General features: G+C 69.8%; 14 protein-coding genes. 4 read left to right on the top strand and 10 right to left on the bottom strand.

Translation table 11 applies throughout. The features are described from left to right. Positions 1-59: 59 nt before the first annotated feature. The 3 genes from ABZV91_RS06540 to ABZV91_RS06530 all read right to left on the bottom strand — a co-directional run bounded on the left by ABZV91_RS06540 (position 60) and on the right by ABZV91_RS06530 (position 2,872). The gene (locus ABZV91_RS06540) at positions 60-1,865 is read right to left on the bottom strand and encodes a hypothetical protein (RefSeq protein ID WP_355236400.1); all 1,806 of its coding nucleotides are present in this window, start codon (positions 1,863-1,865) and stop codon (positions 60-62) included. 218 nt (positions 1,866-2,083) lie between these two features. Beyond that, entirely contained in the window at positions 2,084-2,509 is a 426-nt protein-coding gene (locus ABZV91_RS06535) for a nitroreductase family deazaflavin-dependent oxidoreductase (protein ID WP_355236397.1), read from the bottom strand. A 36-nt stretch (positions 2,510-2,545) separates the two neighbouring features. After that, the gene (locus tag ABZV91_RS06530) at positions 2,546-2,872 is read right to left on the bottom strand and encodes a hypothetical protein (protein WP_355236394.1); all 327 of its coding nucleotides are present in this window, start codon (positions 2,870-2,872) and stop codon (positions 2,546-2,548) included. A 131-nt stretch (positions 2,873-3,003) separates the two neighbouring features. Between ABZV91_RS06530 and ABZV91_RS06525 the strand changes: the two genes are divergently transcribed. Next, positions 3,004-3,585 (top strand): TetR family transcriptional regulator, encoded by a 582-nt coding sequence (locus ABZV91_RS06525; protein WP_355236392.1) that lies wholly within the window; start codon positions 3,004-3,006, stop codon positions 3,583-3,585. Positions 3,586-3,690: 105 nt separating this feature from the next. Here the strand turns inward: ABZV91_RS06525 and ABZV91_RS06520 are convergent, their stop codons facing one another. The 5 genes from ABZV91_RS06520 to ABZV91_RS06500 form a co-directional block, all read right to left on the bottom strand. Next, positions 3,691-4,632, bottom strand: a complete 942-nt coding sequence (locus ABZV91_RS06520; RefSeq protein ID WP_355236389.1) for a sigma-70 family RNA polymerase sigma factor — start codon at positions 4,630-4,632, stop codon at positions 3,691-3,693. 10 nt (positions 4,633-4,642) lie between these two features. Then, positions 4,643-5,833: an FAD-dependent oxidoreductase gene (locus ABZV91_RS06515; protein WP_355236386.1), complete on the bottom strand. Its 1,191-nt coding sequence runs from the start codon at positions 5,831-5,833 to the stop codon at positions 4,643-4,645. A gap of 179 nt (positions 5,834-6,012) precedes the next feature. Beyond that, the gene (gene dmpG, locus ABZV91_RS06510) at positions 6,013-7,059 is read right to left on the bottom strand and encodes a 4-hydroxy-2-oxovalerate aldolase (protein ID WP_355236384.1); all 1,047 of its coding nucleotides are present in this window, start codon (positions 7,057-7,059) and stop codon (positions 6,013-6,015) included. Further along, a complete protein-coding gene (locus ABZV91_RS06505) occupies positions 7,056-8,027 on the bottom strand; it encodes an acetaldehyde dehydrogenase (acetylating) (RefSeq protein ID WP_355236381.1) in 972 nt (323 codons plus the stop codon). Before ABZV91_RS06505 ends, dmpG begins: the two co-directional genes overlap by 4 nt. After that, positions 8,024-8,818 carry a fumarylacetoacetate hydrolase family protein gene (locus tag ABZV91_RS06500; RefSeq protein ID WP_355236575.1) on the bottom strand — a complete coding sequence of 265 codons (795 nt, stop codon included), beginning with the start codon at positions 8,816-8,818 and terminating at the stop codon, positions 8,024-8,026. The genes ABZV91_RS06505 and ABZV91_RS06500 overlap by 4 nt, the downstream gene beginning before the upstream one ends. Positions 8,819-8,982: 164 nt before the next feature. Here ABZV91_RS06500 and ABZV91_RS06495 point away from each other — a divergent pair, with 164 nt between their 5' ends. Then, positions 8,983-9,750, top strand: a complete 768-nt coding sequence (locus ABZV91_RS06495; protein ID WP_355236378.1) for an IclR family transcriptional regulator — start codon at positions 8,983-8,985, stop codon at positions 9,748-9,750. Positions 9,751-9,785: 35 nt separating this feature from the next. On the opposite strand, the gene ABZV91_RS06490 is transcribed toward ABZV91_RS06495, so the two are convergent. Continuing rightward, positions 9,786-10,403 carry a class I SAM-dependent methyltransferase gene (locus ABZV91_RS06490; protein WP_355236375.1) on the bottom strand — a complete coding sequence of 206 codons (618 nt, stop codon included), beginning with the start codon at positions 10,401-10,403 and terminating at the stop codon, positions 9,786-9,788. A gap of 56 nt (positions 10,404-10,459) precedes the next feature. On the opposite strand from ABZV91_RS06490, the gene ABZV91_RS06485 reads away from it, so the two are divergent. Further along, positions 10,460-10,972 carry a MerR family transcriptional regulator gene (locus tag ABZV91_RS06485; RefSeq protein ID WP_355236372.1) on the top strand — a complete coding sequence of 171 codons (513 nt, stop codon included), beginning with the start codon at positions 10,460-10,462 and terminating at the stop codon, positions 10,970-10,972. A gap of 51 nt (positions 10,973-11,023) precedes the next feature. Beyond that, positions 11,024-12,307 (top strand): cytochrome P450, encoded by a 1,284-nt coding sequence (locus tag ABZV91_RS06480; RefSeq protein WP_355236369.1) that lies wholly within the window; start codon positions 11,024-11,026, stop codon positions 12,305-12,307. Between the two features lie 34 nt (positions 12,308-12,341). Here ABZV91_RS06480 and ABZV91_RS06475 read toward each other — a convergent pair whose 3' ends face one another. Further along, positions 12,342-13,622 (bottom strand): hypothetical protein, encoded by a 1,281-nt coding sequence (locus ABZV91_RS06475; RefSeq protein WP_355236367.1) that lies wholly within the window; start codon positions 13,620-13,622, stop codon positions 12,342-12,344. Positions 13,623-13,694: the final 72 nt, after the last annotated feature.

The following is a 13,694-nucleotide window of genomic DNA, read 5'->3' as shown; positions in this document are numbered from 1 at the left end:
TACGAACAGGGAACAGGGAACAGGGAACAGGGAACAGGGAAGATGATCGTGCACGCGCCCTATCGAGGAGGTTCGGGCCCGGCGGACACATCGGTGACGCGGGACACCCCGTGCGGCGCGCCGACGAGAACTCCGTACGGTTCGATATCCATCGGGTTTCCTCCAGCGGCGGTCGTTTCGGTACCCCCCTCGCTGTCGACCGCCGCGCGAGCGCGGCCTGACCCCGGGGCAGGAAACCCCCACGTCCCGGCGGGTAGCGCGACCACCGGTGACGAGGCGAGTGCGGTCCACGGCGTCCGTCCCGGCACGGCGGAAGCGGTGGATCCGCTTTGAGCGCCGGACCCGCCCGGAGTTGCGGCCTCGGCCCCGGCGCCACCCCCGACTACACAACCGGCACCACCTCCGGCTCCGGCTCCGGCTCCGGCTCCGGCTCCGGCTCCGGCTCCGGCTCCGGCTCCGGCTCCGGCTCCGGCTCCGGACCAGGCTGCCGGAACGAAGGACGGCACGACCCAGCCGGGAAGCGGCGCGATCGGCGCGGCCGATTCCGCCACCTGCGGAATGCACGCCGGAGTCGGGGAGTCCGCCGAGTCGGGAACGGGGTGGCCGGCCCCGATCCGCGAGGTCCACGGTGTAGGCGTCGGGGCCACAACTTCGAGAGTCTTCGGGGCACCCGTGTCGGAGCGGGTCCGCGGTGGCGCGGGTGCCGATGTGCCGGAATCCGTGGAGTGAGTCTGCTGCTGTGTATCGCCGGCAACCGCCCCGCCCCGGCCGGACGTCCCGCTGTGCGGCGGCGCGGGGACGCAGGGCACCGGCGGCTGCGTGGGAGAATCAGCCGGCGCCGGCGGCGCAGCGAGCGCGGGCGGTACGCGTGGTGGCCGGCACTCCGCCTCGTGCGTCTTTTCCTGAGCTTCGAACTCCGTACGCAGCGAATCGATTTCGCCGGTGAGGTCCTGTACCCGCCCCGCCACCCGGTCGCTCGCGGTCACCGCCTGACTCAGGATATTGCGGCCCTGCCCGAAAGCGTCGTTCAGCAGGTCCAGCGCATGGGTCCGCACCGATGCCCCGGACGGCGGCGCTTCGGCCGCTCGGCGGTTGGCGGTGTCGATCAGTGATCCGACCGCCAACCGGCCTTCCTCGGAGATCCGGCCGGCGCCTTTCGCGATCAGCCGCACCGCACGAGCGTCGAGTTCCGCGAAACCGGCCATCATCGTTCTCAGCTGTTCGGCTTTCGCGGTGTATCCGTGGATCCCGGCGTCCGCACCGGGCACCTGCGCCGGCAGTTCCGGTGCGGGCGGGACTGTGCGCGGACCCGCTCCGAAGCTCCGCCAGACATCGCACAGATAGCCGGGCAGATCGCGGTACAGATCACCTACCGTCCCGGTGAGCTCGGCCGGCATCCGCAGGTTCGCCATCTGCGCGGGGCAGCCGCCGTTGCCGATATCGGTGGTGTGGATCTGCACCGGCGGCCGGGCCTGCACAGACACCTCGTATCCGCCGAACGCGCCGCCGAGCGCGGCGATCGGCCCACCACCGTGCGAGTTCCAGGGCATCAGCGCCTTGGTGGCGATCCGGTCCACTCGCTGCGCGGCGGCGGCGGACAGCTTCTTCGTCGCCACCGAGGCGATCCCGTCCTTCAGGAGTTTCCCCGCGAGGTTGGTCGCCCAGGCCCCGCCCGCCGCTCCGATTCCGGCGACGAGGGCTTCCTCCGCCGCGGCGCCGCCACCCTTGTCGTCACCCCACACGCCGCCCGCGAAGGACCCGACCGCCGACCCGAGCATCGCCCCCGGCGGCCCGAGGAACGCCGCGCCGAGCGCACCGCCGACGAACGCGCCGCCGTCGGCCCAGGTGAAACCGAAAATGCCCACACGGCACGCTATTTCCGGAAATAGCGAGGTTGCGTGAGTCCTGACGGGCCTCTGATGTGCGCTCTCGGTTTATTGACGGCTCACGCGCCGGGTCGGCGAAGGACACGGCCGCATCGGGGAGTTTCCTCGGCGCCGATCGCGATCACCCGTGTTCCGGGCCGCTCCTCACGGCCGCACCCGCAGACTCCCCCGCGGCCCCGCCGGCCACGGACTCGCCCTCACCCCGCTCCCCCGGGCGTGCGCGGAGTGAGCGCGACAACCGGTACGACGCGGCCCGCGGTGCGCTCGTACTCGGCCAGCGCGGGCAGGACGGCCACCATCTCGAGGTGCAGGCGGTCGCGTTCGGGCCCGGCGTCGATCACCTCGGCATCGGCCTCGAAGAGTTCGGCGCCCACCTGCACGGTCACCGTCGGATGCGCGCACAGATTGTGGTACCAGGCCGGATTCCGTGGCGCCCCGGCATTGGAGGCGACGATCACGAACCGATCGCCGTCCCGCAGATACATCACCGGTTTCGTGTGCGGTAGTCCGGATTTCGCGCCGATGGTGGTGAGCAGGAGCAGATCGTAGCCCGCGAAGGGGCCGCCGACGCGCCCCTCGCCGGCACGGAATTCTTCGATGACCTCGTCGTCCCAGGCGGCCATGTGCACGTCCTCCGCGTCCGAACCGCACCCCGCCGATCAGCGGTGCGCGTACGCCGGGTCGGGGATCGGTTTGCCCAGCACCCGGTTCAACCAGAATGCCCCGCGCATCCCGTGGAAAACAGCCATGACGAGTGCCCCGATACCCAGGGCCGCGAATCCGGGCCCTGGATACGCTCCGAGATCGGCCGCGTATCCGAGCAGCGCCGCCATGGCGAAGCCGAGTACTCCCGCGACCGCGTTACGTACCGGCGCGTTCCCGGTGACGTTGGGGAACTCCTCCCCCGTCATCCCTTTCGCGAAATGCGGGAACGCGTTCGTCCCCAGCATGCCCGCCGCGAACGCCGTAACCACTGTCAGCCACATCGGCCCCACCTCATTCGGTCAACGCTTGTAGTCCGAAATTAGCAGGCGGTGCGCTTTTCGGTCAACATTCGTTGTCCGGATGCGACCGGTCGCGCGCCCGGCGCACCAGAGTGCCGCCCTAGGCTGGTCGGGTGTCCGAAACCCAGCCGACCCGAGCCGAACAGCGTCGTCGCACCCAGGAACGCATTCTGCGGGCGGCCACCCGCCTGTTCGCCGAATCCGGTTACGAGCGCACCACCATCCGCGCCGTGGCGGCCGCGGCGGAGACCGACCCCAGCCTGGTCATGCGGTACTTCGGGTCGAAAGAGGAGCTGTTCGCCCGGGTCGCGGTCCCCGAGCCCGACGCCCCGATCAGCGGCACCCCGGAACAAGCGGCCGAACAACTGCTCGCCGCGCTGGCGGCGAAGATCGACGGCGAACCCGACAGCGCGACCCTGGCCGCCGTCCGCACCATGCTCACCCATTCGGATTCCGCGCAGAGCGTGCGCGCGGCGATGACCGCGCGGCAGCGGCAGGCCGCCGGGCATCTCGAACCCGACGACGCGGACCTGCGGGCGGGCCTGATCGGAGCTCTCACCCTCGGCGTCGTCATCAGCCGGCATCTCCTGCATCTGGACGCGGTCGCCGATGCCACCCCCGACCGTATCGTCGAACTGCTGCGCCCGGCAGTCCACGAGATCGCCCATGGCAGCACCCGCACCTCCCGCTCGTGACCGGCCCGTCGGATTCGCGGGGCGGGTGGGCGGCAGGCAGCGGTCGAGCCGCGAGGCCGCCCGCCCACGGACGCGCACCGGGCGCGGCACGCGCCGGCAGTTCGGCTACCAGGCTTCGATCAGTGGTACCGCGTGCTCCTGCCGCTGCCATTCCGCGGTGAGCCGACCGAGCCGGGCGGCGGTGGCGATACCGCGCACGCCCGCGATCTTGTCCCCACGGACCTCCAGGATCACCACGCCCACCACCCGGTCCTCCAGGGTGACCAGCACGGCCGGGCAACCGTTGACCACGGCCGCATGGATCGAGGGCGAGCCGCCGGCGAGTCTGCGCTTGGCCGGGGTCGGTGCGAAGCCGGCCCGCAGCGCCGCGGCGATCCGTTGGGGGGTCGGATACCGGATCAGTTTCCCCGCCGCCTTCAGCCCGGCACCGTCGGAGATACCGGTCGCGTCGTCGGTCAGCAGCGCGACCAGCCGTTCGGTCCGGCCCGAGGACGCGGCCGCGACGAACGCCTCTACGATTCGCCGCGCGGGCGCGGGGTCGATATCGGAGGCGTCCCCGGCCGAGGCGATCCGGCGCCGGGCCCGGTGGGCGTGCTGCTGGCTCCCGGACTCGGTGATGCCGAGGAACTCGGCTATCTCGGCGTGGCTGTAGGCGAACGCCTCACGCAGCACATAGACGGCCCGCTCCACCGGTGACAGTCGTTCCATGAGCGTCAGTACCGCCAGGGTCACCGATTCCCGCTGTTCGACGGTATCGGCCGGGCCCAGCATCGGGTCGCCGTCGAGAAGAGGTTCGGGCATCCAGGTGCCGACCGCGCGTTCGCGCCGTACCCGCGCCGAACGCAGCCGGTCGAGCGCGAGGTTGGTGACGATCTTGGTCAGCCATGCCTCGGGCACCTCGATGCGCTCCTGGTCCGCGGCCTGCCACCGCAGGAAGGCGTCCTGCACCGTGTCCTCGGCGTCGGCGGCCGAACCGAGCAGCCGATAGGCGAGCGAGGCCAGCCGGTTCCGGCTGGCCTCGAATCGCGCCACAGTGGCAGTGTCCACGGGCAGGACTCTATCCGGCGACCAGGGCGGCCGAAGGCACTGCCGTGGTCGCCGCGCGATACCGGTGACTCCGCTTCCCGAATGTGGGATGGCTGATGGCCCAGCCGCTGGTCGCCACGATCCCCGCCTTGACCCCCGCCGCCGCCCGGCCGCACAACGCCCCGGACTTCGCGCGGGCGTCACCGTCGACCAGCTGGAAGATCCCGTCCTTGCGGCCGAGGCCGATGTGGTTGCCGACATAGGTCAGCGCGGTCGTCTCGACCTTGCGCCCCGTCCGGTCCCCGATGATCGCGGATGTCGCCTGCGCACCGGTGAAGCCCGCCGAAGCGCACGACATCGGCAACGGGCGGCCGTTGTCACCGATGACGAAAGCGCTGTCACCGGCCACGTACACATCGGGGTGCGAGACCGAACGCATCCGACGGTCGACTCTGATCTGCCCATTCGCCACCACTTCGAGGCCACTGGCGGCGGCGATCGGAGGGACGGCGAAACCGGCGGTCCACACGGTCGCGTCGGAGGCGAAGACGGTGCCGTCGGCGGCGACCGCCGCCGACGCCTCGACGCGGTCGATGGTGGTGTGCTCGTGGATCGTGATTCCGAACCGGTCGAAAGCGCGGAGCAGGTGACGGCGGGCCTTCGGCCCGAGCCACCCGCCCAGCTCGCCGCCGGTGACGAGTTCGACCCGCAGTCCGGGCCGGGATTCGGCGATCTCGGTGGCGGCCTCGATCGCGGTCAGGTTGCCGCCGACCACCAGCACCGTCGCGCCCTCGGCCAGCTCGTCCAAGCGGGTACGCAGGCGCAGCGCCGACGGCCGCGTGGCCACGGGGAAGGCATGCTCGGCGACACCCGCGACGCCGTGCTCGGCGGCGGTGCTACCGAGTGCGTACAGGAGCGTGTCGTAGGCGAGCCGGTCGGTGCCCGCGGCATCGGCGACCGTGACGTTCCGGCGCTCGACGTCGACGCCGGTCACCCGTGCCGTTCTCAACCGGATACCGGTGCCCGCGAACACCTGCGACAGCGGCCGGTGCGGGAGATCCCGGCCGGCGGCGAGCTGGTGCAGGCGCAGCCGCTCCACGAAATCGGGTTCGGCGTTGACGACGGTGATCTCGAAATCGTCGGAGTGCAGTTGACGGGCCAGGTACCCGGCGGAGAAGGCTCCGGCGTATCCGGCCCCGAGGACGACGATGCGATGCGGCATGGTTCGCTCCTGTCTGGTTCGCGTGCTCTCTGAACGAGACAGCTTCCGCGTTCCTGACAGCATCGAGCGGTGATGTGGGTCACCCTTCCCTCGCCGGCCCCCGACAGCGGACAGCCCCGGCCGGCACCGGGGCTGTCCGCTGTTCGGTCGCGGCGGAGACTCGAACCGCCGCGGACCGGTCAGGCAGGCTGCTGTTCGGCCTTCTGCTCGGCCAGCATGGTGAGCGCGATATCGACGATCATGTCCTCCTGACCGCCGACCAGCCGGCGCCGGCCGGCCTCCATCAGCAGGGTCCGGACATCGATGCCGTACCGCTCACTGGCCGCCTCGGCGTGCCGCAGGAAGCTGGAGTACACCCCGGCGTAGCCGAGCGTGAGGGTTTCGCGGTCCACCCGCACCGGCCGGTCCTGTAGCGGCCGGACCAGGTCGTCGGCGGCGTCCTGCAGCGCGAAGACATCGCAGCCGTGCTTCCAGCCCAGCACATCCGCGACGGCCACGAACGCTTCGATCGGGGTGTTGCCCGCGCCGGCACCGTGACCGGCCAGCGAGGCATCGACCCGGGTGACGCCGTTCTCCACGGCCACCACCGAATTCGCCACCGACAGCGACAGATTCTCGTGAGCGTGGATACCGAGTTCGGTCGCCGGGTCGAGCACCTCGCGGTAGGCCAGGATGCGGTCACGCACGCCGTTCATGGCGAGGCGGCCGCCGGAATCGGTGACGTAGACGCAGTGCGCGCCATAGCTCTCCATGAGCTTGGCCTGCGCGGCCAACTGGGCCGGTTCGGCCATATGGCTCATCATCAGGAAGCCGGAGACGTCCATCCCGATCTCCCGCGCGGTGGCGATGTGCTGGGCGGCGACATCGGCCTCCGTGCAGTGGGTGGCCACCCGCACCGAGCGCACGCCCAGACCCCAGGCCCGCCGCAGATCCTCGGCGGTACCCACACCGGGCAGCAGCAGGCTGGTCAGCCGGGCGTTCTTCAGGTTCGCGGCGGCGGCCTCGAGCCAGGTCCAGTCGCTGTGCGAGCCGGGACCGTAGTTCACCGAACCGCCGGCCAGACCGTCCCCGTGCGCGACCTCGATGGCGTCGACACCGGCGGCGTCGAGCGCGGCCACGATCCGGCCGACGTTCTCCGGGGTGATCCGGTGCCGGATGGCGTGCATACCGTCGCGCAGGGTCACATCCTGGACGAAAACGGTCGGCACGGCGTCGGGCTCGCTCATCGGGCACCTTCTTTCTGCTGGATGTTCTGCGCGATCCGCTCGGCGACCTGCAGTCCGGCCGAGGTCATGATGTCGAGGTTGCCGGCATAGGCGGGCAGGTAGTGCGCCGCGCCCTCGACCTCCAGGAACACCGACACCCGATGGGTCGGGAAGGAGTCGTTGTCCTTGGCGAGCAGCGTGTGCACCGGCTGGTCCGAGGCGATCGCGTCGATCTGCACCTCCTGCTTGAGCCGGTAGCCGGGCACGTAGGCCGCCACATCGTCGACCATCTTCGCCACTGAGGCCTTGATCTGCTCGTGCGAATCCGCGTCGGGGGCGGTGACCAGGCAGAAAACCGTATCGCGCATGATCAGCGGCGGTTCGGCCGGATTCAGGATGATCACCGCTTTGCCGCGTTCCGCGCCGCCCACGGTTTCGATGGCGTGCGCGGTGGTCTCGGTGAATTCGTCGATATTGGCGCGGGTGCCGGGCCCGGCGGATTTCGAGGCGATGGAGGCCACGATCTCGGCGTAGGGCACCGGCACCACCCGGGAGACCGCGGCCACGATCGGGATGGTGGCCTGGCCACCGCAGGTCACCATGTTCACGTTCGGCGCGGCGAGGTGCTCCTCGAGGTTCACCGGCGGCACGACGAACGGGCCGATGGCCGCGGGGGTGAGGTCGATCAGGCGTTTACCCAGCGGGGCCAGCCGCTCGTGGTTCTGCTTGTGCGCCTTGGCCGAGGTGGCGTCGAAGACGATATCGATCTCGTCGAAGTTCGGCAGCGCGATCAGGCCCTCCACCCCTTCGTGGGTGGTGGGCACCTTCAACCGGGCGGCCCGGGCGAGTCCGTCGGATTCCGGGTCGATACCGACCATCGCGCCCATCTCGAGGAACCGGGAATGGCGCAGCACTTTGATCATCAGGTCGGTGCCGATATTGCCCGAACCGATGATCGCGACCTTGGTGCGCGTGTTGTTGTCACTCACTGGGAGACCTCCGAAGCGGTGGTGAACGAAGCCGTGACCGTCCCGAGGCCGGAGATGGCGGCGGTGACGGTGGCACCGGGGTGCAGCGGCCGCATCGGGCCGAGCGCACCGGAGAGGATCACCTGCCCGGCCCGCAGCGGCTCACCGAAGGTGCGGGCCTGCCGGGCGAGCCAGGACAGGGCGTTGAGCGGGTCACCGAGGCAGGCGGCGCCGTGACCGGTCGACACTTCCTCCCCATCGATACGCATGCTCATGGTGACGTCGACGGGCTCGAAGTCGTCGAGGGTCCGGCGCTCGGTGCCGAGCACGTAGAGGCCGCTCGAGGCGTTGTCGGCCACGGTGTCGGCGAAGGAGATGTTCCAGTCGGTGATCCGGCTGTCCACGATCTCCAGCGCGGCCACAGCTTCGGCCACCGCCGCGCGGCATTGGTCGATATCGAGCGGCCCCTCGGCGAGGTCCTCGCCCAGGATGAACGCGACCTCGGCCTCGGCCCGCGGCTGCAACAGCCGGTCGATCGGGATCACGTCGCCATCCGAAAACGCCATATCGGAGAACAGGACCCCGAAATCGGGCTGGTCCACGCCCAGCTGCTGCTGGACGGCCTGCGAGGTCGCGCCGATCTTGCGGCCGACCACCGTGACCTCCGGGGAGATCCGGGCGGCGTTGAACCGCTCCTGGATCCGGTAGGCGGTGGCGACATCGTCCGGACTGATCAACCCCTCCCGCAGCGGGGCACAGGTCCGGCGCGTCTGCGCGGCGGTGATCAGGCGTTGCGCGGCACGGGCGACGATCGACTCGTCGACGCCGGGCCCGCTGTCGCTGATGCTGTCGACAGTGGTGGCCACCACGACCTCCGTTCTCCTCTTCGTCGGGGTGTGACCAGTGCACACCCTCGGCGCGGCCCTGAACAGTAAAGTGGTCCACTGACTGGACCAGTCTCACCAGAAGGGCCGCCATGCCGGATCACCACCTCGACGAGCGCTCCGTGCTGGGGCGGGCGCTGCTCATCCTGGAGGCGTTCGGCGTGGAGGACCAGGCCGTCGGACTCTCCGAACTGGCTCGCCGCACCGGGCTGCCGAAGGCCACCGTGCACCGGATGTGCCGCGACCTGGTGACCGCGCGCCTGCTCGGTTCGTCCCCGGAGGGCTATCGGCTCGGCCGTGGACTGTTCGAACTGGGTATGCGGGCGGCCACCGAGCGCACCCTGCTCGAGGTCGCCGTCCCCTTTCTCCAGGACCTGTTCGCCCGTACCCGCGAAACCGTGCATTTCGGCGTCCGCGACGGCGACGAGGTCGTCTACATCAGCAAGATCGGCGGCCACCGGCAGGCCCGTTCTCCGTCCCGGATCGGCGGCCGGATGCCGCTGTACTGCACCGCGATCGGCAAGGTCCTGCTCGCTCACTCCGGTCCCGAGACGATCGACCGGATACTCGCCGGACCGCTGGTCCGGCGCACCCCGCGCACCGTGGTCGCGCCCGGCCTCCTGCGGGTTCAGCTCGCGCAGGTCGTGGAACGCGGCGTGGCCTTCGAGCACGAGGAATCCGCACCCGGCATCGTCTGTGTGGCGGCCCCCGTGCTCAGCTCCGACGACCGGCCCCTGGCGGCGATCTCGGTGACCGGTCCGATCACCAGGTTCCACCCCGAAGCCCACGCTGCCTCGGTGCAGGCCGCCGCCGCGGGAGTGGCGTCGATCCTGGCCCGGCGGGCACAGAACCAGGTGTGAACGCGACCGGCCGCGGCGACGCGTCACCGGCGGCACTACCCCGGCTTCACTCCCAGAACCTGCACTGTCGTACCGGGGCCGTGATGGAACGCTCCTTCGGCGATATCGCGGTCGACCTCCCGGCAATGTTCCAGCCGGAGGCCGGCCAGATCACGGCGGAACTCCTCCGGCACCGGCATCCCGTCCGCGACCGGCGGCCCCCCGACCCCGGGCCGGTCCAAGTGGCGGGGCGTATAGGCCTCGAGCACGAACACACCGCCGGGGCGCAGCCCGCGCACACACGCCGCGTGCACGTCCGGCCGGAGCGCCGACGGCAGATGCCCCCAGATGGAGACGATTCCCGCCCAGCGCTCCTGCCCCATATCGAACTCCGTGATGTCGGCGACCACGGTCTCGATCTCCACCCCGTGGCGCGCGGCCAGGTCACCAGCATTCGCCAGCCCTACCTCCGACAGGTCCACGGCGGTCACGGGGTGCCCGCGACCGGCCAGATACACCGCGTTGCGCCCCTCCCCCTCCGCCAGACACAGCACCGGCCCCTCGGGTATCCGATCGGCCACTTCGCGCAGGTAGTCGTTGGGTTCGGTGCCGTAGGAGGTGAACGGCCGCGCATACCGCTCGTTCCACATCTCGGCCGCGCCGGGCATCGTCATATCGGCTCCTGGGTCTCGGGTTGACGTCGCGACCCAGACTGCAAGTTAATGTGAACATGAAGTCAAGCCCCGGCACCGGGCAGTCGAGTCCCGAGCCGACGTATTCCATCGGTGAACTGGCCGCGCGGTTCGACCTCGCCACCCATGTCCTCCGGCACTGGGAGAGCGTCGGCCTGCTCACCCCCGCGACCCGGATCAGCGGCCGTCGCCGCTACACGGAGTCACATATCGCCCGGGTCGCGCTGATCCTGCACAGCAAGCAGGTCGGTCTGGGCCTGGCCCGCACCCGTGACCTCCTCGACGCCTGCGACGGCCCCGGCCGCCGCGACATCCTCCGGTCACATCTGGACGAACTCGACGCACAGCTGGCCAGAATCCAGACCTCGAAGAACCTGATCCATCACGTACTCACCTGCCGGTACGAGGATTTCACCGAGTGTCCGCGCTTCCGGGCCGAGATCGCCGCGACCGCGGGGATCGACCGCGATCAGCGGAACATCGCATCTCGAACCGCGGCTCCCCACGTCCACGAACGCCTCGTGCACCCGGGTCCCGAAAGCAGCGAGTGACTATCAACGAGTGACTATTATCGAGGAGGGGCCCCGGGAGCGGAGGTGGCCATGTCGACTCGCGCATGGATCCGTTGGCTGCTCCTCCACGGCCTGGCACGGTCCTATCTGCGGTGGTCGGCGCGCCGAGGCGACCCCCTCGCGCAGATCCTCTTCGGCCAGGACCGTTTGCTCGGCGCGTCGCCGTACATCGAGGAGATCCGTCGGCGGGGCCGGCTACCCAAGCTGTCGGGCACGTACGTCACCGCGGACTACGCCCTGTGCCGCCGCATCCTCCGAGACAACCGCTTCGGCGTGCTCAGGCCCGACAATCCCGCCATTCCCACACCGATCCGCTGGGTGCTGGCCAAGACCGACCGAGAACTTCCCGACCTCACCCAACCGCCCTCCATGCTGGCGACCGATCCGCCGGACCACACCCGGTACCGGCGCCTGGTCGGGCATGCCTTCGGCCCGGGAGCGATCGCCAGATTGGAGGAACGGGCCGTCGAGGTGACCGATGACCTCCTCGACCGCCTGGCCTCGAAGCCACGACCGGACCTGATCACGGACTTCGCCGAGCAAGTACCCGTGGCGATCATCGCCCAGATTCTCGGATTCCCCCCCGAGATGCATACGACCATGCTGAAGTGGGGTTTCAACAGTGCGCCGCTGGTCGACCGGGCCCTGACCTGGCGCACCTACCGGCACGCCACCGACGAACTGGCCGAGGTCAAGCAGTACTTCGAGCAGCGCATCGACGAACTCACCACCGCCCCGGCCGACGGACTGCTCACCGCGCTGGTGACCAGTGGTGAGCTCACCCGCCGCGAACAGGTGGCCAACGCGGCCCTGCTACTGGACGCCGGCTTCTTGACGACGGTGAACATGCTCGGCAACGGAATCGCACTCCTGACAGACCATCCGGATCAGCTGGCGCTGCTGAAGGAGCAGCCGGACCTGTGGCCGGGCGCGATCGAGGAGATCCTGCGCTACGACTGCCCGGTACGGATCACCGGCCGGGTCGCCAATCATGACGTCGACATCGCCGATCGGCACCTCAGGCGCGGCGCCCTGGTCCTGCTGTCCTTGGCGGGGGCGAACTACGACCCGGACGTCTTCCCCGAACCCGGGCAATTCGATGTGACCAGGGTGAACGCCGCGGATCATCTCGCGTTCAGCAGCGGGATACACGGCTGCATGGGATACCGGCTGGCCCGGATGGAAGGCGTCATCGCGCTGCGGACCCTGTTCGAGCGGTATCCGGATCTGCGTTTGACCGGCCCGCCGGTCCCGCGTCGCCTGATCAATCTGCACGCCTACAGTTCGATGCCCGCCGAACTCACACCCGGCTAGCGGCAGCCGGTACGCCGCGAACGAGGCAGCGTCCTCATCCGCCGTTTCCGAGCCGGTCCACCGCGTTGTCGGTGAGCCACCGCACCTCGTCCTCGCTCATCGCCGTCGCCGCGTACCCGACGCTGAGGTCGAGACCACCGAGCCATTCGTTGGCGATCACGAACAGCGACGGGCCGAACAGGTGGAGCGAGACCGCTCTGGTGACCCCCTCGAGCGTGTAGGCGCCGTAGCCGGCCCGCAGGCCGGACTCACCGGCCGTGGTCACGGCGAGTCCGTCGATACGCCCGTTGTGGCGGATCGTCGGGCGAGCTTCGCGCCGATACACTCTCCAATCGGGAAAGCGCATGATCGAGAAGGACTCCGGGTCCCTGGCCATCGCGGCGATCAGCTTGAACGAGGCGTCACGCGCGGTCGCCCAGAAGTCGCCGGTGATCGCGTGCTCGGTACGCAGGATGTCGACGTAGCAACCGAAGGTCTCGGGCGGCAACGGGAGTTCACCGAGGCGACGGAAGTCGACCGTGTTCAACACGGTCATGGCGTCGAGCCGATACCGCTCACGCACCGCGAGCAGGAAGGCTGCCGTCACCGCGCCGTGCAGCGTCGTCCGGTGCGCTTTGACGGCGGCTCCGAGCCGTGCCGTCGCGTCGGGCCCGAGGTAACGCGCCACTACTCGCGTTTCTTTTCGCGGGTCGGGCACCGGCTGTTCGGGGAGCCGGATGGCCGGCGTGTAGGTGGCCGTCTCGCCACCGCGGGGCCGGTGGTGCGAACAGGCCTCGAGCGGCGGGGGCAGGGCAGTGTGGAGCGGCGGCTGCTGTGGCGAGCCGGCCGGATCGGCGAGGAATTCGAGCAGTTGGCGAGCGAGCATATGGGCGGACCGGGCGTCGAGCGTCGCGTGATCGGCACAGATGACGAGGTGGCCGGTATCGGCGTCCGGCGACTGCCGCACCAGCGTTATCCGCAGGCGCGGATTGTTGCCCTTCGGTATCGGTGTGCGGATCTCCGTGGCGAAAACCTCGCGCCAGGCGTCCGGGTCCGGGTCGTCGAGCACCCGCAACGGGATCTCCGTCGTCCCCGCGGTGTCGAACCAGGGCAGGCGATGGACGAAGGGCGGCAGGCGTCGCCAGATGATCTTGCCGTAGCGGATATGAGCGCGCAGCATGGGATGCCGGGCCTGTAGCCGGCTCAGCGCGTCCTCCACCAGTGCCGGATCGAGCCGGCCGCGCACATGCAACACCTGCATGGCGATCAGTCCGCCACGGGCATGCAAATGGTTGAGCAGTTGTTCCTTTTCACCCAGCGGGCGCGTTTCGTCCAAGCCGCCCTCCCGTCTTTTCGCGTATTTCACGTCGCAATGAAATTGGCTATCATGTCGACTACACGAGGGGAT

It is taken from the genome of Nocardia sp. NPDC004568 (assembly GCF_040609955.1).
GTDB lineage: Bacteria > Actinomycetota > Actinomycetes > Mycobacteriales > Mycobacteriaceae > Nocardia.
This window is presented reverse-complemented; position numbering and strand designations above follow the sequence as displayed.